The sequence below is a fragment of the Rhodococcus sp. G6(2025) genome, assembly GCF_058628105.1.
In genome coordinates this window covers 3,960,245-3,986,320 of the sequence record NZ_CP179750.1, presented here as the reverse complement: position 1 = coordinate 3,986,320, position 26,076 = coordinate 3,960,245, and the positions used below count along the sequence as shown (strand labels likewise).

Here is a 26,076-nt window from a genome sequence, read left to right as displayed (position 1 = left end):
TCCCCCGCCGGCACACATCACGGAGCGTGAGTGCACCATGACCATCACGATCTACAGCAAGCCGGCCTGCGTGCAATGCACCGCCACCTACCGCGCCCTGGACAACGAGGGGCTCGACTACACGATCGTCGACATCACCCGAGACCCCGACGCCCATGACTACGTAAAAGGTCTCGGCTACCTGCAGGCCCCTGTCGTCGTGGTGGGTGACGACCATTGGGCGGGTTTCCGGCCCGACCGCATCAAGGCGCTCACGGCAGCCTGACGGGTACCGGTCTCGGCCCCCGGACGACGGCAGCGTCGACGGTGGAGGTCCTCATCGGCCCGACGATTGCTCGGCCCGGGGCGCTCGGTGCCGCGGGCGCACGTGCTCGAAGATCAGGATGGTTTCCGTCGAGGCGACCGCGGGATGTGCGCTGAGGTGGTCGAGGACGAAGCGTCTCAGCTCTTCACTGCTCGCGGTGGCGACGTGGATGAGGTAGTCGTCGGCGCCGGCGATGAAGTACACGTTCAGCACCTCGTCGACGGTGGCGAGTTGCTCGGCGAGCTGCCCGAGATGCTGTCTTGCGTTGGCCTGTACTCGAACTGCGATCATTGCCTGCAGGTCCCTGCCGAGGGTGGCGGGATCGATGTCGGCATGGAAGCCGCGGATCACTCCGCGATCGATCAGGGAACGCACGCGGCCCAGGCAGGTCGAGGGGGCGATGCCCGCGAGGGCGGCGAGGGCGTTGTTCGGGGTACGCGCGTCGCGCGAGAGTTGATCGAGGAGGATTCGGTCGACGTCATCGATCGGCGCCCCCGTTCGAACATCATTCGATCCCGAGCCTTCGGCATACGGCGCGCCTGAAACATTCTTCTTCATCGGCTCAGTCTAGAGAATTTTGTTCTCTCACCTTGGCTTACCTGCGCCGCTTGTTCACTATTGATGCCTGCCAGTCGAATTGCTGGTCTGAACCCTGACATCCATCTCCCCCGACACCGAGATCGTCGCCCCTGGGCGTGATCGGAAAGGCTCACCATGAGCAACCCCCAGTCCCCGCCCGCGCGCCACCGCGTCGTCGTCATCGGATCTGGCTTCGGTGGGCTGTTCGCAACGAAGGCCCTCCGCCGCGCGGACGTGGACGTCACGGTGATCGACCGCACCACCCACCACCTGTTCCAACCCCTCCTATACCAGGTGGCCACCGGCATCCTCTCCGAAGGCGAGATCGCCCCCTCGACGCGGATGATCCTCAAGGACCAAGCCAACGCCGCCGTCCGACTCGGCGACGTCACCACCATCGACCTGACCGAACGTACGGTGACGTCCGAACACCTCGGGCAGATCACCGTCACCGGATACGACAGCCTCATCGTCTCCGCCGGGGCGCAGCAGTCCTATTTCGGCAACGACCACTTCGCCGAACACGCACCCGGCATGAAGACGATCGACGACGCCCTCGAACTCCGCGGCCGGATCCTCGGCGCGTTCGAGCAGGCAGAGGTCACCACCGACCCGCGGGAGCGGGCACGCCTACTCACCTTCGTCGTCGTCGGTGCCGGACCCACCGGCGTCGAGATGGCCGGCCAGATCGCCGAACTCGCACACCGCACACTCGTCGGGGCGTACTCCAACTTCGATCCCCGGGATGCGCGGATCGTCCTGCTCGACGCCGCCTCGGCGGTACTGCCGCCGTTCGGGGACAACCTCGGCTCCGAGGCGGCGGAAACCCTCGAAAAGCTGGGCGTCGAGGTGCGGCTGGGTGCGTCGGTGACCGACGTCGACGCCCACGGACTAACCGTTCGCGACACCGACGGCACCGAGCACCGCATCGAATCCGCCTGCAAGGTCTGGTCCGCGGGAGTGGCCGCGAGTCCCCTCGGTCGCCAGCTCGCCGAACAGTCCGGCGCCGACATCGACCGCGCAGGCCGCGTCGCCGTCGACGAAGACCTCACCGTGCCGGGCAATCCGAATGTGTTCGTTGTCGGCGACATGATGTCGCGCGATCGTCTGCCCGGCGTCGCCCAGGTCGCGATCCAAGGGGGCCGCTACGCCGCGAAACAGATCGCCGCCGAGGTCACCGCCGCAGCCAAGGGACGCCCGGTACCGGAACGGAACCCCTTCCGGTACCGCGACAAGGGCTCGATGGCAACCATTTGCCGATTCAACGCGGTCGCCAAGATCGGCGGCCTCGAGCTGACCGGTTTCCTCGCGTGGATCATGTGGCTGGCCGTGCACGTCGTCTATGTCGTCGGCTTCCGCAGCCGCCTCGCGACCCTGCTGTCGTGGGCCTGGACCTTCCTCGGCACCTGGCGCGGTCAACTGACCAACACCCACCAGCAGATCACCGCCCGCAACGCGATCGCGCAACTGCACTACCTCGAACGCCGCATCGAGGACACGGAAGCCGACGTCGCGCGGGCGAGCTGACACGACACCGACTTCGGTGTCCGCACGGGGGCCACCGTGTGACTGCCTGCCCATCTTCCCGCCGGCGCTACCGCGATTGCGGCCGGCGGACCTCTTTGGAAACCTCGAAGACATGATGCTGGCGAATGCCTGCGAGCTGTATCGCGACGCAGGTTTCAGCGGGCAGCCGGCGGCCGCCGTCACCAGCCTCGCCTTCGTGATTGCCGGTCTCGCGGTCGTCGCGCGTCGTCCGCACGGCGCGCCGACCGTGACGTACGGCCTCCTTGTCATCGCGGTCGGCGCCGGGTCGCTCGTTGCACACGGACCCAACCCACCCTGGCAGGCCTACGCACACGACATCCCGATCGCGACACTGCTGGCCTACCTCGCCGTCGACGCCGCCTCCAACCGGTTCGGCCGGCGGCTGTCGCCGGTGTGGTGGCTTGCCGTCCCGGTCATGATGATCCCCGCGGTGGCGGCCGGCCCGACGGCCTCCACGATTGTGCAGGCAATACTCGCCGCGGTCGCCGTGGGACTCGGTCTGGAACGCGCCCGCGTCCATCCGCAGCTGCGGCGCACGACCGTCGTCGCGGCACTGCTTCTCGTGTCCGGCGCGCTGCTCGGCACCATCGGCGACCGGACGTCGATCTGCCGGCCCAGCAGTGTCCTGCAGGGCCACGCGCTGTGGCACATTCTCGCCGCCGCTGGGTTGTGGCGGCTCGCGCCCACGATCGGGTCCAGCGCCGACACGGTCGCGGCACGGCGGTCCCAGGCGGGCTCCAACGGCGACTTCCGTCGACCGACGACGTGACTGCGTTTCCGCCCTCTTGTGGTTTCGGTCAGCCGAACATTATGATTCGACCGTGAAAACAACGGGCTTCAAGGTGGCTGCGCGACGACAGCCGGCAGCCGGTGCCGCCGTGCTGACAGCGCTTGCCACGGCGCTGATGCTGTCGGGATGCGGCACGGGCGACGGGCCGGAAAACGACAAACCGGTGGTGTTGACCACGTTCACCGTTCTCGCCGATATCGCCGCGAACGTCGGAGGCGAGCACGTGACCGTCGAGTCGATCACCAAGGCCGGCGCGGAAATCCACGGATACGAACCCACCCCGGGCGATATCAAGAAGGCAGCCGAGGCCGACCTGATCCTCGACAACGGGATGAACCTGGAGGCGTGGTTCGCCCAGTTCGTCGACGGCTTGGACGTCGAACACGTGGTCGTCAGCGACGGCGTCGAGCCGATCGCCATCGGCGAGGACGCCTACGCGGGCAAACCGAATCCGCACGCCTGGATGTCACCACTGAACGTGCAGATCTACGTCGACAACATGGTCGCCGCGTTCAGCGAGCTCGATTCCGCGCATGCGGCCGACTATCGCATCAACGGCGACGCGTACAAGGCGCAGTTGCAGAAGGTGCAGGACGAGTTGGTCGCCGAGCTGGGAGCATTGCCGGTTAACGAACGGGCGCTGGTCACGTGCGAGGGAGCGTTCTCGTATCTGGCCCGGGACGCGGGGCTGACCGAGAAGTACATCTGGCCGGTCAACGCCGAACAGCAGGCCACGCCCCAGCAGATCGCTTCGACGATCGAGTTCGTCAAGGACAATCGGGTTCCGGCGGTGTTCTGCGAATCCACGGTGTCGGATGCGCCGATGCAACGCGTCGTCGAAGCCACGGGCGCCGCGTTCGGTGGCACCCTCTACGTCGACTCGCTGTCCGAGGCGGACGGGCCCGTGCCGACGTACCTGGATCTGATCCGGCACGACGCCGACACCCTCACCGCCGCACTGAACGGGCAGCAATCATGACCACCCGGCCGGCCGTCGAGGTGCAGGACGTCACCGTCCACTACGGCGATGTCCTTGCGCTCGACCAGGTCTCGCTTGCCCTGCACCCCGGACGCGTCTGCGGTCTCGTCGGCATGAACGGTTCCGGAAAGTCCACCCTGTTCAAGACGATCATGGGCACCGTCAAACCCGACTCCGGCACGGTCCGCATCAACGGCACGGCGCCCGCCGCGGCACGCAAGACCGGTGTGCTGGGTTACGTTCCGCAGAGCGAGGACGTGGACTGGACGTTCCCCCTCTCGGTGCGGGACGTGGTGATGACCGGCCGCTACGGGCACATGGGGCTGACCCGGCGGCCCGGCAGAGCTGACCGCGAGGCCGTCGACCACGCCCTCGAACGCGTCGAACTGACCGAACTGGCGGACCGGCAGATCGGGCAACTGTCCGGCGGCCAGAAGAAGCGCACCTTCGTCGCCCGCGGAATCGCACAGGGCGCCACCATCCTTCTCCTCGACGAACCGTTCGCCGGGGTCGACAAACGCTCCGAAGCCACCATCACCGCACTGCTGCGTGAACTCGCGGCCGCGGGTGCGGCGATCCTGGTCTCCACCCACGACCTGCACGCACTGCCCACCCTGGCCGACGAGGCGATCCTGCTGATGCGCACCGTCCTCATGCACGGTGACCCGACGGTCGTGCTGCAACCGGAGAACCTGGCGGCCGCCTTCGGCCTCGACGTCATGACAAGGACCTGAGAATCAATGGATGTCATCGACTTCTTCGTCGACCCGCTGCGCTACGACTTCATGGTCCGCGCGCTGATCACCACCCTGATCGCCGCCGTGGTGTGCGCGGTGCTGTCGTGCTGGCTGGTTCTGATCGGCTGGTCACTGATGGGTGACGCGGTCTCGCACGCCGTCCTGCCCGGCGTCGTCCTGGCCTACATCGTCGGCGCCCCGTTCGCGATCGGCGCGGTGATCTTCGGGTTCCTTGCCGTGGCACTGATCGGGGTGGTCCGCGACACCAGCCGCGTCAAGGAGGACGCCGCGATCGGCATCGTGTTCTCCACCCTGTTCGCGCTCGGGCTGGTGCTGGTCTCGGTCACCCCGAGCCAAACCGACCTCAACCACATCATCTTCGGCAACCTGCTGGGTGTGAGCCGCTCCGACCTCGTCCAGATCGCCCTACTCGGGGCCTTCGTCTTCGTCGCACTGATCGTCAAGCGCCGCGACTTCACGCTGTACGCCTTCGACCCCACCCACGCCCACGCGATCGGCCTGAACCCGCGCCTGCTCGGGGCCGCGCTCCTGGGGCTGCTGGCCCTGACGGCGGTGGTGGCCCTGCAGGCCGTCGGCGTCATCCTGGTCGTCGCGATGCTGATCATTCCCGGAGCCACCGCGTACCTGCTGACCGACAGCTTCCACCGGATGCTGGTCATCGCCCCGGCGATCTCGGCAGCCTGCGCCGTCATCGGCCTGTACCTGAGCTATCACCTCGACACGGCCAGCGGCGGCATGGTGGTGCTGTCCCAGGGTGCGGCATTCGCGCTGGTCTACCTGTTCGCACCCCAGCACGGAATCATCGGTCGCCGAATCACCGCCTCCCGGCGACGCCGGTCACAGCGTGATGAACACGGGAACACCGAGAATCACGCGGAACACGCTTGGGCGCCGGAACCGAAGTCGTAGAACCGGCGCTCGATCGCGTTGCACACCGCCACTACCCAGGGTCCATACCATTGGATAACTTATTAACCAATGGTATGTTCGCTGGGTGGCATCGGTTAACGGCGGACTCTTGTGGCCTCCTGTCGCCTACGAGCAGCATCCGTGGGTCAGCACCGCCGGCGACTACGGCTCTCGGCGCGAGCGGCGCCTCACTGCCGGCCCCTACCGTGCGGCAGTACCGGCGTTCATCGCGGAGCAAACCATCTCACTGAGCGGCGAGCTGCAATCGCTGACGGAGGACGCGGCGACCGAGCTCACCCGTTTCGACGTCGAGGTCGGCCACATCACCGCCCCGTTCGCCTCCATTCTGCTCCGCACCGAGAGTGCGTCGAGCTCGGAGATCGAGAACCTCAGCAGCGGGGCGCGGCAGATCGCGCTGGCCGAACTCGGCGAGCACGCCTCCCGCAACGCCCGCCTGATCGTCGGAAACGTCCGCGCCATGCACGCCGCGTTGGAGTTGTCCGACTCCATCGACGCCGAGGCGATCCTGCAGATGCATCGCGCGCTGCTCGAACACGGCGATCCGAACATCGCCGGTCGATGGCGGCAGCAGCAGGTCTGGATCGGCGGCGGAAGCCTCGGACCCCACACCGCGCAATTCGTCCCCCCGCACCATGACCGGGTTCCCGCACTGATCGACGACTTGATCGTCTTCGCCAACCGCGTCGATGTGCCCGTGATCGCGCAGATAGCGGTCGCGCACGCGCAGTTCGAAACCATCCACCCGTTCCCGGACGGCAACGGGCGTGTCGGACGCGCCCTGATCCAGGCGATGCTGCGCGGCGGACAGCTCACCCGCAGTGTTGCCGTTCCGGTGTCCGCGGGCCTACTACACGACACCGCAGAGTATTTCGACGCACTCGGCGAGTACCGGTCCGGGAACGTCGAGCCGATCGTCCGGTCGATCGCGGAGGCATCGTTCGGTGCGGTCGCCAACGGTCGCACCCTCGTTCAGGACCTGGAAGCGGTTCGAGCCGACTGGCGCACCCGTGTGACGGCGCGGCGCGGCGCGGCGGTACACCGGCTGGTGGACTTGCTCCTTCGCCAACCGGTCGTCGACAACAAGCTCGTCACATCCACGCTCGGGGTGACCGGCGCCAACGCGCAGATCGCCATCGACCGCCTGGTCGACGCCGGGATCCTCACCCAGATCACCGACGGGCGACGGAACCGGATCTGGCAGGCCAAGGACGTGGTCCGGGTGCTGGACGAGTTCGCCGCCCGCGCCAAACGCCGCCGACGCTGAATGCTCCGATCCCCGGCGGGTGCCGTCGAATGATCCACCGGGGGAACTTGACGTGTCGCCCGCCGCCGTTTATCCGCCCGCACCGCGGGTATCAACACCGTGAAGTCCGGAGTGAGACCGCCGAGAACGAAGGTTCCGCTGATGACACTCGTGCCCCGGGCCGCGGTCACGCTGATCGCCGCAGGCCCCCTCCCCCTGTTCCTGGCCGCTCCCGTCGCCGCGGACCCACCCGACGTGACCCTGGCCGCCGCGGTGGCCGGGAGCACCGTCACGACGACGATCGCGAACGACACCGGTGCGGACATCGTGTGCGGACTCGGCGGGCTGCATGCGGCGGATGACATCGTGAACCCCGAGTCCGTGGCGGTGTTCCACGCATCGAATGTGGTGATCGGGCCGGGACCGCGGGACTTCGTGTTCGACGCGGTGCCCGACGGCGACTACCTGGTCCACTGGATCTGCAGTGAGAACGCGGGCCCCGGTGACGAGGTGTGGGGTTCGGCGCCGCTCCCGGAGACCGCATACGCGAAGCCGGCGACGGCGGAGCCTCTCCCCGTCACCGTGAGCACGGAAACGTGTTTCGGGTCGGTGTGCCTGCCGCCGGGCCTGGGTCTCTGACCGGCAGTCCGGGTCATCGGAGCGAATCGCGCTGTTCCCGAAGGAATTCCCGCTCGGCAGCGTTCTCGGTGCGGTCGCGCGCCGTCTCGTATGCGCGCGCCGCCTCGTCGGGACGTCCGAGTCTGCGGAGCAGATCGGCCCGCACCGCGTGGTACAGGTGGTATTTGCCGAGGTCGAGCTGGTCGACGAGGGCCAACCCCTGCTCCGGTCCCCTGACCTCGGCGACGGCGACCGCCCGGTTCAGGGCCACCACCGGACTCGGCGCCACCGACATCAACTGGTCGTACAACTGCAGGATCTGCCACCAGTCGGTGTCGGCGGCCGTCTCCGCATCGCTGTGGACGGCGTTGATCGCGGCCTGAATCTGATACTGCCCGGGCGTGTTCCGTCGCAGGCACTCCCGCACCAGCGACTGCCCCTCGGCGACGAGGTCACGATCCCACCGACTGCGGTCCTGATCGGGCAGGAGCACGAGCCGGCCGTCGCCGTCGGTGCGGGCGTCTCGCCGCGACTCGATCAGCACCATCAACGCGAGCAGCCCGGTGACCTCCGGTTCGTCGGGCATCAGCGCGGCCAGGACCCGGCCGAGGCGGATGGCCTCGGCGCACAGGTCCGCCCGCGTCAGCCGGTCCCCGGAACTGGCCGTGTAGCCCTCGTTGAAGATCAGATAGACGACGGCCAGGACGGCGCGGAGGCGGTCCGGCAGATCGGTCTCGCTCGGCACCCGGTAGGGGATCCGGGCGTCCCGGATCTTCCCCTTGGCCCGGACGAGGCGCTGCGCCATGGTCGGCTCGGGGACCAGGAATGCGCGCGCGATCTCCGCGGTGCCGAGCCCGCCCAGGAGGCGGAGGGTCAGCGCGACCTGGGCGGCGGGGGCGAGCGCCGGGTGGCAGCACGTGAAGATCAGGCGTAGCCGGTCATCGTGCACGACGCCCTCCTCCACCGGTTCGTCGCGGGCGAGCAACAGGGCGGCCTGCGCGTGGCGGTCGTGCCGGGTGGCCTCGCGCCGGAGCCGATCGATCGTGCGGCGCCGGGCGGTGGTGATGATCCATCCGGCCGGGCTCGGCGGCAGCCCGGACGAGGGCCAGCGCCGCACCGCCTCGGTGAACGCGTCCTGGACGGCGTCCTCGGCGATGTCGAGGTCGCCGAACACGCCGACCAGGACGGACACCGCGCGGCCGTGTTCCTCGCGGAACACCCGTTCGATGTCGGCGGACCCGACCACGTCAGTCGCCGGCTCCACCGTGGTGTACGAACGGCCGGACCTCGATCGGAAGGGTCGTCGCCCGGGTGAGTTTGCGACCCCATTCGAGGGCGGCGTCCAGGTCGGGCGCCTCGACGATGGTGAATCCGCCGAGATGTTCCTTGCCTTCGGTGTAGGGGCCGTCGGTGAGGAGCACGTCCCCGCCCTGGGCCCGCAGCACGGTCGCCGTGGTGGGGGCGCACAGTCCCCCGCTGAACACCCACGCGCCCGCGGACACCATCTCCTGGTTGAGGGCGTCGAGGTCGTCGCCGATCTTCGCGAGGACGTCGGGTTCGGGAGCGGGTCCGTCGGGCTGGTACACGCTCAACAGGTACTGGGTCATCTCGGGTTCCTCCTCGGATCGGACAGCCGGCGACTGCGGATGTGGCCGGCTCTCACCTCCTATACGAATGTCACCCTTCCGAATCGACACCCTGGGCGGAGAAATTTCGCCGAATGTCCTCAGTTGTGTTCGGACACCAGGACGGCGCGGGTGCCCGGCTCCAGCGCTTCGAACACATGTGCGACATCGCCGGGGTAGGCGATGTAGTCGCCGGGTCCGAGTTCGACCGGATCACCCGCGACGCCGACGAGGGCGCGCCCGGCACTGAGGATGACGTGCTCGACCACCCCGGGCATGTGCGGTTCGGACTCCCGGGCGGGGCCGGGTTCGACGGCGAGGCGGTATAGATCCCGGCGCGCGGACGGCGGGCAGGACGCGACGAGGGTGGCGCGGTAGTCGGACCGGTCGGATGTCAGTTCCGGTCCTTCGTCGGCCCGGATGACCTGCACGCGCGGCCGCGGCGGGTCCAACAGTTGCGACATCTGCACATCGAGTGCGACGCAGAGGGCCCACAGGGTTTCGACGCTCGGGTTGCCGCCCCCCGATTCCAGTTGGGACAGTGTGGATTTCGCAACCCCGGCGCGGCGGGCGACCTCGGTCAGGGACATACCCGAGCGTTCGCGTTCGCGACGCAGCGAGGGTCCGATGTAGCCCAGTGGGGATTGCCCTGCCATGGTTTCCCTTCCCGACAACCCGTTCATTATTTTGGTCGCGATGTTCGTCTTGACGAACGATGCACCATGTGTTCAGTATAGAAGTCATGCGTTCGATGAAGCGAACACTCGATTCGCGGGTCCTCCGAAACATCGCGCTGGTGTGCCTCGCCGACGGACTGGTCGGCATGTCGTACGGCGCCATCGCGGTGGGTTCGGGCCTGGACGCCTGGTTGCCCGTCGCGCTGTCGGTGCTGGTCCTCGCCGGATCTGCGGAGTTCTTGTTCGTCGGCATCGTCGCGGCAGGCGGAAGCCCGGTCGCGGCGACGATCGCCGGGCTGCTGGTGAACGCGCGGCACCTGCCGTTCGGTCTGGCGGTCGGTGACGTGCTGGGGCGCGGGCTGCGCCGCGTCGTCGGCAGTCACCTGATGAACGACGAGTCGGTGGTGTTCGCCCTCGGTGAGACGGACGCCGACCGCAGGCGCGCCGCGTACTGGGCGTGCGGTGTGGGGATCGCGGTGTGCTGGCCGCTCGGGGCCGTGCTCGGCGCGGTGGCGGGCTCGGCGATCGGCGACCCCGCGGTGCTGGGACTGGACGCCATGTTCCCGGCGGTGCTGCTGGCGCTGGTGCTGCCGGCGTTGCGCGATCGGGACGTGCGGGTGCCGGCACTGGCCGGCGGTGTGATCGCCCTGGCCACCACGCCCTTCCTGCCCGCTGGGCTTCCGGTGCTGGCGGCGCTGGTGGGGCTGCGTGCCGGTGTGCGGCGGAAGGTGCTGCCGTGACCGGGAACCTCGTGCTGATCGGGTCGGTCGGGGTCCTTGCGGCGGGCACGTTCGCCTTCCGGTTCGCGGGACCGGTGCTGCGGCCACGGATCGCCACCCGGCCGTGGGTGGAGCGGACCATGGCGACGGCCGCCGTGGTTCTGCTCACCGCACTGGTGGGCACGACCGCGCTCACCGAAGGCCACGACCTCGCCGGAGTGGCGCGTCCCACCGGCGTCGTCGTCGCGGGCATACTCGCCTGGCGGAAGGCACCTTTCGTCGTGATCGTCCTGTCCGCGGCCGCAGCGACTGCCGGATTGCGGCTCCTCGGGGTGCCGTGAGGATGCATGATCGAGGGGTGTTATTTCATCTCTGCGCCACGTGCGGCGTCGAACAGGACCCGAACACCCCGCTCCCCGACGAGTGCGCGATCTGCGCGGACGAACGCCAGTACATTCCGCTGGGCGGTCAGGAGTGGACCACCGTGGAGAAGCTCGCCGGTGCGGGGTACCGCGCGGTCGAGCACGAGGTCGAGCCGGGGCTGCACGGCCTGTACGTGGACCCGAAGACCGCGATCGGCCAGCAGTCCCTCGTGATCCGCACCCCCGCCGGGTCGCTGCTGTGGGATCCGATCGGGTTCGTCGACGACGCCGCCGTCGACGCCGTCGCCGCGCACGGCCCGGTCATCGCCGTCGCCGGCAGCCACCCGCACATGTTCGGGGTCCAGACGCAGTGGTCGAAGGCGCTCGGCGGCGTGCCGATCCTGGTGGCCGACGCGGACCGCGCGTGGCTGGCGCGGTCCGACGGCCCGATCGTGTTCTGGTCCGGCACCCACGAGGTGACGCCGGGTCTGACCCTGCACCAGATCGGCGGGCACTTTCCGGGCAGCGCCGTCGCGCACTGGCGGGACGGCGCCGACGGCCGGGGGGTCCTCCTCACCGGGGACGGCGTGTTCCCCAACCCGGACCGCCGCACGGTGTCGTTCCTCCGGTCCTACCCGAACCGGCTGCCGCTGTCCGCGGCGGTGGTGCGGCGCATCGCGGACCAGCTCTCGCATCTCGAGTTCGACCGCATCATCGGCAACTTCGACAACGTGATCGACAGCGACGGCCGGGAGGCGCTCGAATACTCGGCCACGCGGCACTGCGCGTGGGTGACCGGGGAGTTCGATCACCTCACGTGACCGCTGACCATGACGTCCGAGGTAATGGTCGCGGCGATCCGCCCGACCTAGGCTGGCGGAATGACCACCCTCGACGATCGGCGCACGTCGCATGTCGGCACCCACCTGCGGGCGTGGCGGGAACGCCGCCGGCTCAGTCAGCTGGAACTGGCGAACCGCGCGGAGATCTCGGCACGGCACATCAGTTTCCTGGAGACCGGGCGGTCGAATCCCACGCGGGCGATGCTGCTGCGCCTCAGCGACCATCTCGACATTCCGCTGCGTGAACGCAACGCACTGCTCCTCGCCGGCGGTTTCGCGCCCGCCTTCCCGGAGCACCGACTGTCGGAGGTGCCGATGGCGTCGATCGCCGACGCCATCGGGAAGATCCTCACCGCGCATTCCCCGTATCCGGCGGTGGTCGTCGATCGGCACTGGAACATGGTGGACGCCAACGAGGCGGTCGCGGTGCTGACCGAGGGATGTGCCGCGGAGCTGCTCGAGCCGCCGGTGAATGTCCTGCGGTTGAGCCTGCACCCGGACGGCATGGCGCCGCGGATCCTCGACCTGGCGCAGTGGCGGGGGCATCTTCTGCACCGGCTGCGTCATCAGATCGCGGTGACCGGCGACGACGGACTGCGTGACCTGCTGGGCGAGTTGGAGGGCTACCCCGGCGGCACCGTCGACGGCGCCGGACTGCCGGGGTCGCTCGTCGTGCCGCTGCGTATCCGACACCACGACACGGTGCTGGCGTTCCTCAGCACGACCACGATGTTCGGCACTCCCCTCGACGTGACGGTCGCGGAGCTGGCCATCGAATCGTTCTTCCCCGCCGACGCGGTGACAGCGGCTACCCTCCGCAGTAGCGTGAGCAGCGACTGAGGAGGTAGGTCTGATGGACTTGACAGCAATTGGTGTCGGTTTCGGCTACGTGGTCGTAGTCCTCACCATTCTTGTCGTCGTGGTCGGGGTGTCGGCACTGTTCGTGTTCTCGATCAAATCGGATTTCGTTCCGCCGGAATCGCCGGGGACTCCCACGGGGCGGAAGCGGATCGGCCGGGCGGAATAGCCGCGTACGCACCGGAAGGCGGGCAGTTCCTCACGGAGGGGCTGCCCGCCTTCACGTATGGACGGGCCGCCGGGTTCTGGATCGATTCCGCTGTGCAGGCGGGGGGAAGCGCGGCTTACTGAGACGCTCGGGGACAAGGCGACTACCGTGACAGGAGTCGTCTATTTTTCGAGGAGCACGGAATGAGTATCAAGTCGGTTGAGTCACGCCGCCATCGCGTCGTGGTCATTGGATCCGGCTTCGGTGGGTTGTTCGGCACACAGGCGCTGAAGAATGCCGATGTCGACATCACCATGATCGCGCGCACCACTCACCATCTGTTTCAGCCGTTGCTGTATCAGGTGGCGACCGGCATTCTCTCCGTCGGCGACATCGCTCCCGCCACCCGGTTGGTGCTGCGCAAGCAGAAGAACACCAAGGTTCTGCTCGGCGATGTCGACGAGATCGATCTCGAGGCGAAGACGATCACCTCCCGGTTCCTGGACCGGACCACCGTCACCCCGTACGACAGCCTGATCGTCGCGGCGGGCGCGGGCCAGTCCTACTTCGGCAACGATCATTTCTCCGAGTTCGCGCCGGGCATGAAGACCATCGACGACGCCCTCGAACTGCGCGGCCGCATCCTGGGCGCGTTCGAGCAGGCCGAATTGTCGAACGATCCCGCCGAACGCGCCCGGCTCCTGACGTTCGTCGTCGTCGGCGCCGGTCCGACCGGTGTCGAACTCGCCGGCCAGATCGCGGAACTGTCGCGGCGCACCCTGTCGGGGGCGTTCCGCAACATCGATCCCCGTGAGGCCCGCGTGATCCTGCTGGACGGCGCGGACGACGTGCTGCCCGTCTACGGCGGCAAGCTGAGCCGTAAGGCCCGCCAGCAGCTGGAGAAGCTCGGCATCGAGATCCAGCTGGGGGCGATGGTCGTCGACGTCGACGTCGACGGCCTCGTCGTCAAGGACAAGGACGGCACGCAACGCCGGATCGAGTCGCAGTGCAAGGTGTGGTCGGCCGGTGTGCAGGCGAGCCCGCTGGGCAAGCAGATCGCGGAGCAGTCGGACGCCGAGATCGACCGGGCCGGTCGCGTCCTGGTCAAACCCGACCTGTCGGTGCCCGGCCACCCCGAGGTGTTCGTGATCGGCGACATGATGGCGCTCGACAAGTTGCCGGGTCTGGCGCAGGTCGCGATGCAGGGCGGCAAGTACGCAGCTAATCAGATCAAGGCCGGCCTGAGCGGTCGCAAGCCGGAAGACAGGCCGCCGTTCAAGTACTTCGACAAGGGCAGCATGGCCACCATCTCGCGATTCAGTGCGGTGGCGAAGGTCGGGAAGCTCGAGATCAGCGGTTTTATCGGCTGGGTGGCCTGGCTGGCGATCCACCTGATGTACCTGGTCGGGTTCCGCAGCCGGCTGTCCACTCTGCTGTCGTGGACGGTGACGTTCCTCGGCCGCGGGCGCGCGCAGATGGCATCCACCGAGCAGTGGGTGTTCGCCCGCAACGCGATGGAGCAGCTGGAGCGGCACGAGCGGGAGAAAGAGGCCGCCGAGAAGTCGGGCGGCGCGCAGCGCAAAGCCGCGGGGTGACGCAGGCGCGCCCATGACGTGAACAGAGCGGAGGGGACGGACCTGTCGGGTCCGTCCCCTCCGCCGTGCGCGTGGGTGGTCGTCAGTTGCCGAGGCGTCCGGTGTCGGTGATGTTCGCGAGCCGGACCTGTCCCTTGGAGACGAGTCGGTCCTGTTCGTCGGTGATCCGGACCTCCCACAGCTGCTGGGTGCGTCCGCGGTGGACGGGGCTGGCTTCGGCGGTCAGCGTGCCCTCCCGGGTCGCGCGGAGGAAGTCGGTGTTGTTGTTGACACCGACGACGTGTCCGCGGCCGCCGAGCCACACCGTGCCCGCTGCGCTGGCCACCGATTCGATGACGGAGCAGTAGACGCCGCCGTGCTGGATTCCGGCCGGCTGCTGCAGGTCCGGGGTGACCGTCCATTGCGCTCGCACGCGGTCGGGTGAGAGTTCGGTGTATTCGAGCCCGATGAGGGCGTCGAAGCCCTTGCCCAGTTGATCGGCCAACGCGGCAGTGTCGATCCGCCCGTCACCGTTCGATGCCTGCTGTTCCCCGGAATCCACCATCACACTCTCCATCGGATCGCTGTGCGCTCTCGCGGCGCACCCGATCTCCTGCCTACACGACGGGAAGGGAGGCGGGAGAAGCAGGTGGGGCAAACGGATCGGCGGGCCTCACACTGTGTCAGCGTGAGGCCCGCCGTGGGATGGACCTGGGAGTCACTGCAGCCCTCAGGACTCCGGCGCGGTCCGGTAGTTCGGTTCTCGGCGCCGGCATTTCTGCTCGGCGCCTGGAACGAGTATAGGCAAGGCTGCCCTAATTAAGCAAGCGCTTCCTGGCTTGCCCGAGTCGGCCGCAGTGCGGGCGCGTGATCCGGCTCTTCGAGCGGACCGGCACCCCGGCGGCCACGAAGGCGTCCAGGATCCCCTGCCCGCGGCGCTGCGCGGCCGCCTCGCCGCCACCGGCGAGGATCGGCACGTACGTCGCGGCTCCGAGCACGGCCTCCCCCACGAGTCCCCAGAAGCGGGACGCGTCGATCGGCGTCAGCCGGGCGATGGCGTCGAACACCGCGTGCAGCGACGTGAGACTGCGGTGCACCGTCCAGAGCAGCAGCGCCCGCTCGCAGGGCACGGTGACCGTCCGGGGTGCGCCGGCGTAGGGGTCGTCCGGCAGCACGCGCATGGTGTCGTCGGCGACACCCGCCCAGTCGATGCCCTCGTCGCTGTCCATGTGGATCCACAGGTTCTCGAGCCCCGGGTCCCACGCGCGGCCCTCCAGGACGACGAGCGCGGTGACGCGCCCGACCACGGCGTGAATGAGCGCGGTGGCCACCTGCATCGCGGCGACGTCCGGGTCGGGAACATCCTCGAGCGAACGGGCCCACATCCGGGGCACCCGGTCGCCGTCGATGTCGTCCGCCAGCGACCACCACCGGCGTTTACCCTCGTCTGCCATCGTCGCGACCGCGTACATGCGCGGATATTCGGCGTTCAGCGCGCGAAGTCGCGTGCAGGACACGTCCAGTGCGGTCGCGGGGGCGGACAGGGTCGAAGTCACCGTGCACTCCAATCGGTCGGGATGGAACACACCAAACATAGGTGAGCCTAACCAAATATCAAGACTTGACATCATGTGATGTGAGGCACCCCCGTCGACCGCAACGCTCGGGACGTCCCGCCGGATGTGGCATCAGAGATAGGGTTCCGTAACCTAAGTAGTTGAATTCGGTGCAGATCCGGTGCACAGGCACACACGTCAGGAGCTTCCCCCGCCAGTGACGACGACGAGACAGTTCGGCAGCGACATCCCGCACCTGCCGACCGACGAGGCCTACGGGAAGCGCGACGTCCCGCGCGGTCCCGCCCCGCTGTACCTCCGGGCACTCGCGGGACTGCTCGACATCGGGATAGTGGCCATCCCCCTCGTCCTCGGCTGGTACATCGTGGAGTCCCTCCGCGACGACAACGGCGGCGGGCAGGCGGACCGGGTCGTGTTCGGCGGCGCCGCCGTCGCGATCGCCCTCGGACTGGCCCTGTGGAACCGCGGTTTCCGCGAAGGCAACACCGGCCAGAGTTCGGGCAAGGGCTGGGTCGGCCTGGTCACCCGCGACACCCACACCCAGGACGCGATCGGCCCGAAACGGTCGCTGCAGCGGGTGTTCCGGCGTTCCGGAACCGAGGTCGTGCGGGAGAGCACCGCGTCCGACGAGGGCTTCACCGTCCGCGAGAAGGACGTGTCGGTCGCGGCGATCCGGCGACGTCGGCTCGTCGGGCTGGGCGTCCTCGTGGTCCTGCTCGGGTTGGTGCTCCTCGCCAGCGTCGCCGTCGGGGCGCGGCCGCTGTCGTTCGCGGAGATCTTCCATGCACTGTTCGACGCGGACGGTTCGCAGACCGACATCATCGTGCGCACACTCCGCGGCCCGCGCACCGCACTGGGACTCGTCGTCGGAATGGCGCTCGGTGTCGCGGGCGCCCTCATCCAGGGGCACACCCGCAACCCGCTCGCCGACGCGGGCCTCCTCGGGCTCAACGCGGGCGCCGCATTCCTCGTGGTGCTGTCGATGTACCTGTTCGGGTTCAGCGCGCCCAGCGAATACCTGTGGTTCGCGTTCGCCGGGTCGTTCGCGGCGAGCGTGATCGTGTTCGGGCTGTCATCGATCGGGAACGGGGCGGCGAGCCCGCTGAGCCTGGCCCTGGCCGGCGCCGCCGTCGCGTTCTTCCTGCAGGCGATGACCAACGCAATCATCATCGTCGACCAGTCCAGCCTCGACTCCTACCGCTTCTGGGTGGTCGGGTCGGTGGCCGGCCGCGGCTTCGACGTGCTGTGGCAGGTGCTGCCGTTCCTCGTCATCGGACTGATCCTCGCCCTCGTCAGCACACCGGGCCTGAACGTCCTCAGCCTCGGCGAGGACGTGGCACGGTCGCTGGGCACGAACATCGCGGCCAGCCGCGCACTCGGCATCGTCGCGATCACCCTCCTCACCGGTGCGGCCACCGCGGCGTGCGGTCCGATCGCATTCATCGGTCTCGTCGTCCCCCACGTCGCGCGGGCGATCACCGGCCCCGACTACCGGTGGCTGGTCCCCTACGCCGGGCTCCTCGGCGGCGTCATGCTCGTGACCGCCGACGTCATCGGACGCGTCGTGGTCCGGCCGGGTGAGCTGCAGGTGGGGATCGTGCTGGCCGTGTTCGGTGCACCGTTCTTCATCGCGTTGGTTCGGCGCAGAAAGTTGGCAAGCCTGTGAGCACTCGCGACGAAGTGCGCCCCGACCTCGGGGCCGCCCCGGCGTCCCGCGTCCCGGCCCGCCCCGCGTTCCGGCTCGGACCGATCTCCCTGGTCCTGCGCCCCCTCGGCATCGCCGTGAACGTGGCCCTGCTGGTGGCGCTGTTCCTGGTGCTGTGCCTCAACATCGGTCGCGGCGACTACCCGCTGTCGATCCCCGAGGTCACCCGGGTGCTGTTCGGCGGCGGCACGAAGGCCCAGAACTTCATCGTCATGGACCTCCGGCTGCCGCGGTCGCTGACCGGGGTGTTCATCGGCATGGCCCTCGGCCTGGCCGGCGCCATCACCCAGTCCATCGCCCGCAACGCCCTCGCCAGCCCGGACATTCTCGGCATCACGTCCGGTGCCAGCGCCGCCGCGGTCGCGCTGATCGTCCTCGGCGGCGGCGGCAGCTTCGTCGGCCTCCTCGCCACCCTGGGCATCCCGCTGGCCGCCCTGTTCGGCGGACTGCTCACCGCGCTGGTCATCTATATGCTCGCGTGGCGCGGCGGGGTGGAGGGTTACCGGCTGATCCTGATCGGCATCGGCATCAACGCCATGCTGATCGCCGTCACCGGCTGGCTGCTGATCTCCGCGGACATCAACGACGCGTCGCGGGCCCAGGTGTGGCTCAACGGGTCCCTCAACGGCGCCGCCTGGAGTCAGGTGTGGCCCGTCACCATCGCCGTCGTCCTCGTCGGCGGCTACGCGGTGATCTCGTCGTTCACGATGGGCGCCCTCCGCCTCGGCGACGACAACGCGGTGTCGCTGGGTGTGCGGCTGCAGTGGTCGCAGGCCCGGCTCCTGCTCATGGCCGTCGCCCTGGCCGGCATCGCGACCGCGGCAGCGGGTCCGGTCGGCTTCGTCGCGCTCGCCGCACCGCAGGTGGCGCTGCGGCTGGTGCGGTCCGCCGGCCCGCCGCTCATCGCGTCCGCCCTGACCGGCGCCGTGCTCGTGGTGGGCAGCGACGTCGTCGCCCGCACGATCCTGCCCGTCGAGCTGCCGGTGGGTATCGTCACCTCCGCACTCGGCGGTCCATTCCTGCTGTATCTGCTGGTGCGCAACAATCGGAAGGTCTCGGCATGACCGTGCAGACTGACTCTCGACTGATCGCCGAGAACCTGAGCCTCGGGTACGGCGACCGGGTCATCGTCGACAACCTCGACCTCGAGGTGAGGACCGGGGTGATCACCACCGTGATCGGGCCGAACGGCTGCGGCAAGTCCACGCTGCTGCGCGCGCTGGGGCGGCTGCTGAAGCCGCGCAACGGTTCGGTGCTGCTCGACGGCAAGGCCATCGGCTCGATGCGCACCAAGGACGTCGCCCGCACACTGGGCATGCTTCCCCAGGCGCCGCTGGCCCCCGAGGGGCTCACGGTGGCCGACCTGGTGGCCCGCGGCAGGCACCCACACCAGTCGTGGCTGCGGCAGTGGTCGTCCGACGACGAGGGCGAGGTCGCCGAGGCGCTCGCGTTGACCGGGGTGTCCGACCTCGCGGACCGCCCCGTCGACCAACTGTCGGGTGGTCAGCGTCAGCGGGCCTGGATCTCGATGGCCCTCGCGCAGGGAACCGACATCCTCCTGCTCGACGAGCCCACCACCTACCTGGACCTGGCGCACTCGATCGAGGTGCTCGACCTGGTGGACCGGATGCACGAGGAGCTGGGCCGCACCGTGGTGATGGTGCTCCACGACCTGAACCTCGCGATCCGCTACAGCGATCAGCTGATCGTCATGCGGGACGGCACCATCGTCGCGGCCGGCGCGCCGAAGGACATCATCTCCGCCGAACTCCTGCTCGAGGTGTTCGGTCTCGAGGCCGCGGTCATCGCCGACCCGGTGTCCGATCGCCCGCTGGTGGTGCCGATCGGCACCCGCCACGTGTACGGCGCGGTCGGCGGACCGGAGTCGAAGTAGCGGCCGTCAGCGTCGGCCGCCGATCATCGTCCGCACCAGCCGGTAACTCTGTCCCAGCGACACCGTCGGCAGGTACGCCCTGCCGACGGCGTTGCCGATGCTCGGCAGGGCGGCCGGGTCGGCGAACGTCATGTGCATGGCCACGTACCGGGGCTGGAACTTCGACTTGAACGCCAGCAGCGAACGGAACCCGTACACCGGTTCCAGGGTCCGGCCGAGCAGATCGAGAACGCTGTCCATCACCGCCGACAGGCTCGACGACTCCGACCGTTCCTGCTCGTCGGCGTCGCCGTCCGGTTGTTCGACCTTGGCGAGCGGGGCGCCGGACAGGCTCAGGAACTGCGCCCCCTCCTCCTCCAGTTTCAGCGCCGCGGACGCGATGAGGAACTCCATCGCCGGCCGGAACCCTTCCGAGCGCCGCCGCATGAAGTCGAGGGTCCAGCCGACCACCCGCGCGTCCTGGTACACCGGCAACCAGGACGTGACGCCGTGGACGGTGCGGTCCTCGTCGACGGCGACCAGGCAGCGCACCTCCGGGTCGTCGACCTCGTCGAGTCCGCCGAGCGTGAACCCCATCTCGGGCATCCCCTTGTCGGCCACCCATTCCTCGGAGATCGCCGTGATCTGGTCGGTGATCGACCGGGGGGCGCTGGGGAAGCTGACCCATTCCGCGGTGATCCCCGACTTCTTCGCCTTGTTCAGGGCGGTCCGGACGTCCTGGAATCGCTTTCCGGTGAACGCGATCTGCCCCAGATCCAGCACCGTCTCCTCGGCGACCTGGATGCCGCTCCAGCCGAGGGCGTCCGTGACGGCGCGGACCTCCCCGGTCACCGAGTAGAAGCACGGGATCCACCCGTTGGCGGCGGCGAATTCGGCGAAGTGTTCGACGTTGTCCCGCAACCGGTCCGGCGGGCCGACCGGGTCGCCGGTGGTGAGCGCGACACCGGCGAGGACACGGTACGCGACGTAGCCGGTGCCGTCGGCGGAGAACCAGTAGTTGTTGCCGCGCCACGTCGTCATCCAGGACAGCGGGCTTCCGCTCCCCGACTTCAGCAGGGCGCGGGCCCGTTCGGCGGACTCCGAGTCCGATCCGATGGCGGGACTGAGGAACGTCGCGGCGACGAGCGCGCACGCCGCCACCCAGAACACCACCCCGGTCCACTCGTACAGCAGGGTCGCGGGAATGCTCACCGGCAGCAGCCGGGGGTCGAGCCACTGCAGGTACACGGGCGGGATGAGCCGCTCCGGGAAGTCGGCGAGCAGCGTCGCCATGCCGGGCCGGGGGTCGAAACCGTTCCGCGCCCACAGCCCGCCCAGGACGTAGAGGACGGCGAGCCCGCCCAGGACGGACACCAGGACGACGGCCAGCCGCCGGTAGGTGCCGGCCGGGGCGGAGACGTCGAAGAACCGCCGGGTGGCGAGCAGCACGATCAGGATCGCCAGCGGCGTCAGGAACGGCACCAGCGTCCGGTACAGGTTCGGGTCGGCGAGACCGTAGAACAGGGAGTCCTCGTCGAGGGAGTCGACGAACCGGACCGCGAAGTTCAGCAGCGACAGCACCAGCAGGATCACCTGGGCGATCACGGACGCGACCCACGCGAAGCGACGGCCCCGTCGGAGGCCGTCGCTGAGGGTGAGGAGGAACAGGGACGGCATCAGACTCAGCAGGGTCGGCCCGACCCCGGACAGGCGCAGTTCGAGCAGCCCGCGCCGGCATTCGGGGTCCGACGCCGACACCTCGCACAGGTCGCGCACCTCGCCGGCCGTGTAGGGGATGCCGCGGAACAGGTCGCGGAGCACGGCGAGCGGTCCGACCGCCTCCGCGGACAGCGCCGCGATCATCGGGCCGATCGCACTGGCCGCCACGATGATCGCGACCAGCACCCGGCCCTCACGCTGGGTGCCCGCGATCCGTTCGCCGCGGGCGGAGCGGCCGACGATCCAGCGGCCGATCACCAGCCCGACCACGGCCGCGGCGAGCCGGACCACGTCCTGCAGCGACCCACTGAACAGTGCCAGGGTGATGGTGAACACGAGGACGCCGACGCGGATCCGCCGACGCCACAGGGTGCCCATGTTCGAACTGGCGACCATCGCGGCACCGACGATCCACGTGCTCGGGCCGACGGCCATGCCCACGTGCAGCCGGAAACCCCAGTTCGCGTCGACGACCTTCGCGACGGCGGCCACCGACAGTGCGAGCAGCCCGCCGAGCACCTGGGTGGCGACCGCGGCCAGCGCGAACCGCGCCGACCCCATGCGACGTTCCAGCGGTGCGGCCGCCACGAGGACGAGGACGGTCGTCGACAGGTACGCCAGGACGTCGTCGCCCCACAGCCCGGCCGTGAACAGGGTCCACACCCACCCGTTCTGGAACGCCCGGATCCCGATCGCGACGTGCTGGGACAGGTCGTGGGAGGGGCCGCTGATCACACTGGACGTGGCGATCGCGAGGATCCAGATCACCACCAGCAGCGCAATGCTGACCGGTGCACCCCGCACCCCGCCCCAGACCCGTTCCGCTGCCCGCCCGGTCTGACCCTTGACCCTGGCCGCCGCATCGTGCCCGGTCGCCGCGCTGTCGTCGGTCTTCATCCGCCAGGTCCCCACTCTCCGCGATGTCGAGAACGAACGCTTGCCCGGCGGGTCGGCCGCTGCCAACCCGACCGTAATCCACCCCTTCGAAGTATGGCCAATACCACACGCCGTGACGCAGTTTTACTACTACCAGTAGTACGTATCTGCGTCGTCGTATCCGTAGAATCGGTTTATGGCTGGACTCGGCGAACTCGAACGCGCAGTGATGGATCACCTGTGGTCCACTTCGGAACCGCAGACGGTACGGCAGGTACACGAGGCACTGGCGGCACGCCGTGAACTCGCGTACACGACTGTCATGACAGTGCTCCAGCGACTGGCGAAGAAGCACCTCGTCATTCAGCAGCGCGACGACCGCGCCCACCGGTACCTGCCGGTGCACCAGCGTGAGGAGCTCGTCGCGAGCCTCATGGTGGACGCACTGCAGCAGGCCGACAAGTCCGGCAGCCGTGCCGCCGCACTCGTGCACTTCGTCGGCCAGGTCGGCGCCGACGAGGCCGACGCGCTCCGCGAGGCCCTCGCCGCGCTCGAGGCCAAGGAGCGGTCCACCGGAGACAATCAGTCGGGAACCGTTCGCGCCGGCTGACGTTCGTCATGCATGATGAGTAGGACATGGACGCCACCACCGCGCTGGTATTCGGAGTACTCGCACTTCTACTCGCAGGGCCTGTCCCTGCGCTGTTGAGTCGTGCCCGATGGCCGCATCGCGCCCCCCGAGCAGCACTCGTGCTGTGGCAGGCAATCGCCCTCGCCGCAGTTCTGTCCGCATTCAGTTCGGGCCTCGCGATCGCCAGCCAGCTCCTGGTCCCCGGACCGGACGGACGCCCGACCACGGCGCCGGTCGCCGAGATCGACGCCCTGGGCCTGCCCCTGTGGCTGCTGTACGTGGTGGTCTTTGCGCTCACCCTCCTCGTCGGCGCCAAACTGATCTTCGCGATCGTGCAGGTCGGGGTCCGCACCCGTCGCCGACGCGCCCGGCACCGCATGCTGGTCGACCTCCTCGACCGCTGCGATTCCTCGTCGCCGCTCGCCCGCACCCCGGACCTGCGGGTCCTCGACGTCACCGAGCCCATCGCCTACTGCCTGCCCGGTCTGCGCCAGCGGGTGGTGCTGAGCCAGGGCACGTTCACCAATCTCGACGACGCGGAGATCACCGCGATCCTCACCCACGAGCGGTCCCATCTGCGGGCCCGGCACGACCTCGTCCTCGAGGCGTTCACCGCCGTCAACGCCGCCTTCCCCACCGTCGTGCGCAGCAAGTCCGCGCTCGGGTCGGTGCAGTTGCTGGTCGAGATGCTGGCCGACGACTCCGCCGTCCGCGCCACCGGACCGACCGCGCTGGCCCGCGCGCTCGTCGCCTGTTCGGGGTCGATCGCCCCCAAGGGCGCCATGGCCGCGGGTGGTCCCAGCACCCTGCTGCGGGTGCAGCGCCTGGCCTCCTCGGAGGCGGGAACCCCGGTGGCTCTCGCCGCCTACGCCGCGTCGGTGGCCATCCTCGTGGTGCCGACCATCGCCGTCGCCGTCCCCTGGCTCACCGAACTGAGCCGGTTGTTCAGCGCCGTGTAGTCACCCAGCTCACATCCCGCCGGGTTCGATAACCGGGTGCCCCGTCGCGTACACTGGTCGACGGTCGCCACTGCGGCCCATCAACACTGAAACGGCACACAGCCCAATTCCCCGCACTTCCGCGAATGGATTGACCAGGTGACATGTGCCCTGGCTCGTCCCTTTGTGCGTGCTGCATGACAGCCCCCGCTCCGCGACGCGCCCTATGCCCGGAGAGGTATTTGCGTGACCAACGCTGTCCAGACGACGTCTGCCCCACTAGAGCAGACCGAGACCGAAACCCCTGACCAGAACGCCACCGTGACGTTCGCCGAGATCGGCCTGCCCGCACCCCTGGTGCAGGCCCTCGCCCGCAACTCCATCACCGTCCCGTCGCCGATCCAGGCGCTGGCCGTCCCCGATGCGCTGGCCGGCACCAACGTCCTCGGCCGCGCACAGACCGGATCGGGCAAGACCCTCGCATTCGGCCTGCCCATGCTCACCCGCCTGTCCCGGCACGAGGACCGGCCCGCACCCAAGCGTCCCCGCGCGCTGGTGCTCGTTCCCACCCGTGAACTCGCGTTCCAGGTGGTCGACTCCCTCAACTCGTACGCCGGGGCCATGGGACTGACCGTCCGCCCCGCCGTCGGCGGCACCCCGTTCAGCAAGCAGGTCGACCAGCTGCGCCGCGGCGTCGACATCCTCGTCGCCACCCCCGGCCGGTTGAACGACCACCTGCGTCAGGGCACCTGCATCCTCGACTCCATCGAGATCACCGCGCTCGACGAGGCCGATCAGATGGCCGACATGGGCTTCCTGCCGGAGGTCCGGGCCATCCTCGGGGAAACCCGGGCCGACGGCCAGCGTCTCCTGTTCTCGGCCACCCTGGACCGTGAGGTGCAGTCGCTGGTCCGCCAGTTCCTGCCCGACCACGTGCAGCATTCCACCGAGGACGGTCGCGCCAGCGTCGACACGATGGAGCACTACGTGCTGCTCGTCGACCGCGGCCAGAAGGACAACGTCCTCGCCGAGATCGGCGCCCGCGACGGCCGCACGATCATGTTCGCCCGCACCAAGCTCGGCTGCGAGGGCATCACCGACCGCCTCCGCGCGGTGGGAATCGCCGCGGAGGCGCTGCACGGCGGCAAGGCGCAGAATCAGCGCACCCGTGTCCTCGAACGGTTCAAGAACGGCCGCACCCCGGTGCTCGTCGCGACGGACGTCGCCGCCCGCGGCATCCACGTCGACGGCATCGACCTGGTCGTGCACGTCGATCCGCCCGCCGACCACAAGGACTACCTGCACCGTGCAGGCCGGACCGCCCGTGCAGGTGAGAAGGGCACCGTCGTCGCGATCGTGCTCCCCAACCAGAAGCGCACGTTCCGCCGCCTGACCGGGATGGCCGGTGTCGACGCCACCGCCGTACCCGTCACCCCCGGCTCGGAGAAGCTGGCCACCATCACCGGCGCCAAGGCGCCCAGCGGAGAACCGGTGCGCGACACCTACTCCCGCGGTGAGCGTGGCGGCGACCGCAAGTTCGGTGACCGCGGACCCCGCCGTGAGGGCGGATACGACGGCGGCGGCTACCGCGGCAATCGCAACGACCGCGGCGACCGTGGTGAGCGCAGCTTCGGCGACCGTCCGTCGGGTGGTCGCAGCTTCGAGGGTCGCGGCCCGCGCCGCGACCAGACCGACAACCGGTCCGGCGGCTACCGCGGCGACCGTCCCCAGCGCGACGGTGACAACCGTGGCGGCGGCTACCGCGGCGACCGGGACAACCGGACGTTCACGGATCGGGCCCCGCGCCGCGACTTCGGCGACCGCGGCGACAGCCACCGCGGAACCGGCGAGCGCAGCTTCGACCGCAGCGCACCCCGCCGCGAGTTCGGCGACAACCGCGGTGCGGCAGGCGGGTTCCGTCGCGACGATCGCCGGGATGACCGCCGTGACGATCGCCGCCCCGCGGCCACGTCGGAGCGTCGCCCCGCGGCGACGACCGGTGGCGGGTTCCGCAGCCGCACGGAGCGTCGCTCGTACGACGGTTTCGACGGCCCGCGGCGTGAGCGCCGCAGCTGATCGATCGCTGATCCGACAACCGAATATCGAAGTGTGAGAGAAGGCCGGCCGTCGCATGTGCGACGGCCGGCCTTCGTATGTTTGGCTTAGGCGGTCGAGCTTTTCGTAGCCGCCGATTTCACTACCG

At 69.1% G+C, this 26,076-nt stretch carries 27 protein-coding genes; 20 read left to right on the top strand and 7 right to left on the bottom strand.

What is annotated here, in order from left to right; genetic code table 11:
* Positions 1 to 37: 37 nt before the first annotated feature.
* On the top strand, positions 38 to 265 hold the full coding sequence (gene nrdH / locus ACLIVD_RS18390) for a glutaredoxin-like protein NrdH (protein WP_491930389.1): 228 nt from the start codon (positions 38 to 40) through the stop codon (positions 263 to 265).
* Between the two features lie 51 nt (positions 266 to 316).
* On the opposite strand, the gene ACLIVD_RS18385 is transcribed toward nrdH, so the two are convergent.
* A complete protein-coding gene (locus ACLIVD_RS18385; RefSeq protein WP_491930388.1) occupies positions 317 to 862 on the bottom strand; it encodes an Lrp/AsnC family transcriptional regulator in 546 nt (181 codons plus the stop codon).
* 156 nt (positions 863 to 1,018) lie between these two features.
* On the opposite strand from ACLIVD_RS18385, the gene ACLIVD_RS18380 reads away from it, so the two are divergent.
* The 7 genes from ACLIVD_RS18380 to ACLIVD_RS18350 all read left to right on the top strand — a co-directional run bounded on the left by ACLIVD_RS18380 (position 1,019) and on the right by ACLIVD_RS18350 (position 7,770).
* A complete protein-coding gene (locus ACLIVD_RS18380) occupies positions 1,019 to 2,410 on the top strand; it encodes an NAD(P)/FAD-dependent oxidoreductase (RefSeq protein WP_491932835.1) in 1,392 nt (463 codons plus the stop codon).
* A 112-nt stretch (positions 2,411 to 2,522) separates the two neighbouring features.
* Positions 2,523 to 3,200 (top strand): hypothetical protein, encoded by a 678-nt coding sequence (locus ACLIVD_RS18375; RefSeq protein ID WP_491932834.1) that lies wholly within the window; start codon positions 2,523 to 2,525, stop codon positions 3,198 to 3,200.
* A gap of 136 nt (positions 3,201 to 3,336) precedes the next feature.
* Positions 3,337 to 4,200 (top strand): metal ABC transporter substrate-binding protein, encoded by an 864-nt coding sequence (locus ACLIVD_RS18370; RefSeq protein ID WP_491932895.1) that lies wholly within the window; start codon positions 3,337 to 3,339, stop codon positions 4,198 to 4,200.
* Positions 4,197 to 4,934: a metal ABC transporter ATP-binding protein gene (locus ACLIVD_RS18365; RefSeq protein ID WP_283353627.1), complete on the top strand. Its 738-nt coding sequence runs from the start codon at positions 4,197 to 4,199 to the stop codon at positions 4,932 to 4,934. The genes ACLIVD_RS18370 and ACLIVD_RS18365 overlap by 4 nt, the downstream gene beginning before the upstream one ends.
* 6 nt (positions 4,935 to 4,940) lie before the next feature.
* Positions 4,941 to 5,867, top strand: coding sequence for a metal ABC transporter permease (locus ACLIVD_RS18360; RefSeq protein WP_283353628.1), 927 nt, complete (start codon positions 4,941 to 4,943; stop codon positions 5,865 to 5,867).
* Between the two features lie 85 nt (positions 5,868 to 5,952).
* Entirely contained in the window at positions 5,953 to 7,152 is a 1,200-nt protein-coding gene (locus tag ACLIVD_RS18355) for a Fic family protein (protein ID WP_283353629.1), read from the top strand.
* A 141-nt stretch (positions 7,153 to 7,293) separates the two neighbouring features.
* A complete protein-coding gene (locus tag ACLIVD_RS18350) occupies positions 7,294 to 7,770 on the top strand; it encodes a hypothetical protein (protein WP_491932833.1) in 477 nt (158 codons plus the stop codon).
* 13 nt (positions 7,771 to 7,783) lie between these two features.
* Here the strand turns inward: ACLIVD_RS18350 and ACLIVD_RS18345 are convergent, their stop codons facing one another.
* The 3 genes from ACLIVD_RS18345 to ACLIVD_RS18335 all read right to left on the bottom strand — a co-directional run bounded on the left by ACLIVD_RS18345 (position 7,784) and on the right by ACLIVD_RS18335 (position 10,030).
* Positions 7,784 to 8,995, bottom strand: a complete 1,212-nt coding sequence (locus ACLIVD_RS18345; RefSeq protein WP_283353665.1) for an RNA polymerase sigma factor — start codon at positions 8,993 to 8,995, stop codon at positions 7,784 to 7,786.
* A 1-nt stretch (position 8,996) separates the two neighbouring features.
* Positions 8,997 to 9,356 carry a YciI family protein gene (locus ACLIVD_RS18340; protein ID WP_009480529.1) on the bottom strand — a complete coding sequence of 120 codons (360 nt, stop codon included), beginning with the start codon at positions 9,354 to 9,356 and terminating at the stop codon, positions 8,997 to 8,999.
* Positions 9,357 to 9,475: 119 nt separating this feature from the next.
* Positions 9,476 to 10,030 (bottom strand): helix-turn-helix domain-containing protein, encoded by a 555-nt coding sequence (locus tag ACLIVD_RS18335; RefSeq protein WP_043793370.1) that lies wholly within the window; start codon positions 10,028 to 10,030, stop codon positions 9,476 to 9,478.
* Positions 10,031 to 10,116: 86 nt separating this feature from the next.
* Between ACLIVD_RS18335 and ACLIVD_RS18330 the strand changes: the two genes are divergently transcribed.
* From ACLIVD_RS18330 to ACLIVD_RS18305, 6 genes are all read left to right on the top strand, one after another.
* Positions 10,117 to 10,791, top strand: a complete 675-nt coding sequence (locus tag ACLIVD_RS18330; protein ID WP_491932831.1) for an AzlC family ABC transporter permease — start codon at positions 10,117 to 10,119, stop codon at positions 10,789 to 10,791.
* A complete protein-coding gene (locus ACLIVD_RS18325; RefSeq protein ID WP_317567293.1) occupies positions 10,788 to 11,111 on the top strand; it encodes an AzlD domain-containing protein in 324 nt (107 codons plus the stop codon). The genes ACLIVD_RS18330 and ACLIVD_RS18325 overlap by 4 nt, the downstream gene beginning before the upstream one ends.
* Positions 11,112 to 11,128: 17 nt before the next feature.
* Complete coding sequence (locus ACLIVD_RS18320) at positions 11,129 to 11,953, top strand: MBL fold metallo-hydrolase (RefSeq protein WP_283332392.1); 825 nt, start codon at positions 11,129 to 11,131, stop codon at positions 11,951 to 11,953.
* 60 nt (positions 11,954 to 12,013) lie between these two features.
* On the top strand, positions 12,014 to 12,814 hold the full coding sequence (locus ACLIVD_RS18315; protein ID WP_283353634.1) for a helix-turn-helix domain-containing protein: 801 nt from the start codon (positions 12,014 to 12,016) through the stop codon (positions 12,812 to 12,814).
* A gap of 13 nt (positions 12,815 to 12,827) precedes the next feature.
* Positions 12,828 to 13,001 (top strand): adenylate cyclase, encoded by a 174-nt coding sequence (locus ACLIVD_RS18310; RefSeq protein WP_105418619.1) that lies wholly within the window; start codon positions 12,828 to 12,830, stop codon positions 12,999 to 13,001.
* Between the two features lie 182 nt (positions 13,002 to 13,183).
* Positions 13,184 to 14,575 (top strand): NAD(P)/FAD-dependent oxidoreductase, encoded by a 1,392-nt coding sequence (locus ACLIVD_RS18305; RefSeq protein ID WP_491932829.1) that lies wholly within the window; start codon positions 13,184 to 13,186, stop codon positions 14,573 to 14,575.
* 82 nt (positions 14,576 to 14,657) lie between these two features.
* On the opposite strand, the gene ACLIVD_RS18300 is transcribed toward ACLIVD_RS18305, so the two are convergent.
* Positions 14,658 to 15,119 carry a PaaI family thioesterase gene (locus ACLIVD_RS18300; RefSeq protein ID WP_005255099.1) on the bottom strand — a complete coding sequence of 154 codons (462 nt, stop codon included), beginning with the start codon at positions 15,117 to 15,119 and terminating at the stop codon, positions 14,658 to 14,660.
* Positions 15,120 to 15,369: 250 nt separating this feature from the next.
* Complete coding sequence (locus ACLIVD_RS18295) at positions 15,370 to 16,149, bottom strand: hypothetical protein (RefSeq protein WP_283332388.1); 780 nt, start codon at positions 16,147 to 16,149, stop codon at positions 15,370 to 15,372.
* Between the two features lie 178 nt (positions 16,150 to 16,327).
* Between ACLIVD_RS18295 and ACLIVD_RS18290 the strand changes: the two genes are divergently transcribed.
* The 3 genes from ACLIVD_RS18290 to ACLIVD_RS18280 are packed head-to-tail and all read left to right on the top strand — an operon-like array spanning position 16,328 to position 19,730.
* Entirely contained in the window at positions 16,328 to 17,797 is a 1,470-nt protein-coding gene (locus ACLIVD_RS18290) for a FecCD family ABC transporter permease (protein ID WP_491932828.1), read from the top strand.
* A complete protein-coding gene (locus ACLIVD_RS18285; protein ID WP_283332386.1) occupies positions 17,794 to 18,900 on the top strand; it encodes a FecCD family ABC transporter permease in 1,107 nt (368 codons plus the stop codon). Before ACLIVD_RS18290 ends, ACLIVD_RS18285 begins: the two co-directional genes overlap by 4 nt.
* Positions 18,897 to 19,730 (top strand): ABC transporter ATP-binding protein, encoded by an 834-nt coding sequence (locus tag ACLIVD_RS18280; protein ID WP_280784521.1) that lies wholly within the window; start codon positions 18,897 to 18,899, stop codon positions 19,728 to 19,730. The genes ACLIVD_RS18285 and ACLIVD_RS18280 overlap by 4 nt, the downstream gene beginning before the upstream one ends.
* A gap of 6 nt (positions 19,731 to 19,736) precedes the next feature.
* Here ACLIVD_RS18280 and ACLIVD_RS18275 read toward each other — a convergent pair whose 3' ends face one another.
* Entirely contained in the window at positions 19,737 to 22,325 is a 2,589-nt protein-coding gene (locus ACLIVD_RS18275; RefSeq protein ID WP_283353637.1) for a phosphatidylglycerol lysyltransferase domain-containing protein, read from the bottom strand.
* 175 nt (positions 22,326 to 22,500) lie between these two features.
* Here ACLIVD_RS18275 and ACLIVD_RS18270 point away from each other — a divergent pair, with 175 nt between their 5' ends.
* The 3 genes from ACLIVD_RS18270 (at position 22,501) to ACLIVD_RS18260 (ending at position 25,949) form a co-directional block, all read left to right on the top strand.
* Positions 22,501 to 22,914 carry a BlaI/MecI/CopY family transcriptional regulator gene (locus ACLIVD_RS18270; RefSeq protein ID WP_005246077.1) on the top strand — a complete coding sequence of 138 codons (414 nt, stop codon included), beginning with the start codon at positions 22,501 to 22,503 and terminating at the stop codon, positions 22,912 to 22,914.
* Between the two features lie 26 nt (positions 22,915 to 22,940).
* Positions 22,941 to 23,894, top strand: coding sequence for a M56 family metallopeptidase (locus ACLIVD_RS18265; RefSeq protein WP_073366721.1), 954 nt, complete (start codon positions 22,941 to 22,943; stop codon positions 23,892 to 23,894).
* 225 nt (positions 23,895 to 24,119) lie between these two features.
* The gene (locus ACLIVD_RS18260; RefSeq protein WP_283353639.1) at positions 24,120 to 25,949 is read left to right on the top strand and encodes a DEAD/DEAH box helicase; all 1,830 of its coding nucleotides are present in this window, start codon (positions 24,120 to 24,122) and stop codon (positions 25,947 to 25,949) included.
* Positions 25,950 to 26,076: the final 127 nt, after the last annotated feature.

Bases quoted from the DNA above. Each gene is read 5' to 3' on its own strand.
- nrdH (WP_491930389.1), top strand. From the start codon at position 38: ATGACCATCACGATCTACAGCAAGCCGGCCTGCGTGCAATGCACCGCC.
- ACLIVD_RS18385 (WP_491930388.1), bottom strand. From the start codon at position 862: ATGAAGAAGAATGTTTCAGGCGCGCCGTATGCCGAAGGCTCGGGATCG.
- ACLIVD_RS18380 (WP_491932835.1), top strand. From the start codon at position 1,019: ATGAGCAACCCCCAGTCCCCGCCCGCGCGCCACCGCGTCGTCGTCATC.
- ACLIVD_RS18375 (WP_491932834.1), top strand. From the start codon at position 2,523: ATGATGCTGGCGAATGCCTGCGAGCTGTATCGCGACGCAGGTTTCAGC.
- ACLIVD_RS18370 (WP_491932895.1), top strand. From the start codon at position 3,337: ATGCTGTCGGGATGCGGCACGGGCGACGGGCCGGAAAACGACAAACCG.
- ACLIVD_RS18365 (WP_283353627.1), top strand. From the start codon at position 4,197: ATGACCACCCGGCCGGCCGTCGAGGTGCAGGACGTCACCGTCCACTAC.
- ACLIVD_RS18360 (WP_283353628.1), top strand. From the start codon at position 4,941: ATGGATGTCATCGACTTCTTCGTCGACCCGCTGCGCTACGACTTCATG.
- ACLIVD_RS18350 (WP_491932833.1), top strand. From the start codon at position 7,294: ATGACACTCGTGCCCCGGGCCGCGGTCACGCTGATCGCCGCAGGCCCC.
- ACLIVD_RS18340 (WP_009480529.1), bottom strand. From the start codon at position 9,356: ATGACCCAGTACCTGTTGAGCGTGTACCAGCCCGACGGACCCGCTCCC.
- ACLIVD_RS18335 (WP_043793370.1), bottom strand. From the start codon at position 10,030: ATGGCAGGGCAATCCCCACTGGGCTACATCGGACCCTCGCTGCGTCGC.
- ACLIVD_RS18330 (WP_491932831.1), top strand. From the start codon at position 10,117: ATGCGTTCGATGAAGCGAACACTCGATTCGCGGGTCCTCCGAAACATC.
- ACLIVD_RS18315 (WP_283353634.1), top strand. From the start codon at position 12,014: ATGACCACCCTCGACGATCGGCGCACGTCGCATGTCGGCACCCACCTG.
- ACLIVD_RS18310 (WP_105418619.1), top strand. From the start codon at position 12,828: ATGGACTTGACAGCAATTGGTGTCGGTTTCGGCTACGTGGTCGTAGTC.
- ACLIVD_RS18305 (WP_491932829.1), top strand. From the start codon at position 13,184: ATGAGTATCAAGTCGGTTGAGTCACGCCGCCATCGCGTCGTGGTCATT.
- ACLIVD_RS18300 (WP_005255099.1), bottom strand. From the start codon at position 15,119: ATGGTGGATTCCGGGGAACAGCAGGCATCGAACGGTGACGGGCGGATC.
- ACLIVD_RS18295 (WP_283332388.1), bottom strand. From the start codon at position 16,149: ATGTTTGGTGTGTTCCATCCCGACCGATTGGAGTGCACGGTGACTTCG.
- ACLIVD_RS18280 (WP_280784521.1), top strand. From the start codon at position 18,897: ATGACCGTGCAGACTGACTCTCGACTGATCGCCGAGAACCTGAGCCTC.
- ACLIVD_RS18275 (WP_283353637.1), bottom strand. From the start codon at position 22,325: ATGAAGACCGACGACAGCGCGGCGACCGGGCACGATGCGGCGGCCAGG.
- ACLIVD_RS18270 (WP_005246077.1), top strand. From the start codon at position 22,501: ATGGCTGGACTCGGCGAACTCGAACGCGCAGTGATGGATCACCTGTGG.
- ACLIVD_RS18265 (WP_073366721.1), top strand. From the start codon at position 22,941: ATGGACGCCACCACCGCGCTGGTATTCGGAGTACTCGCACTTCTACTC.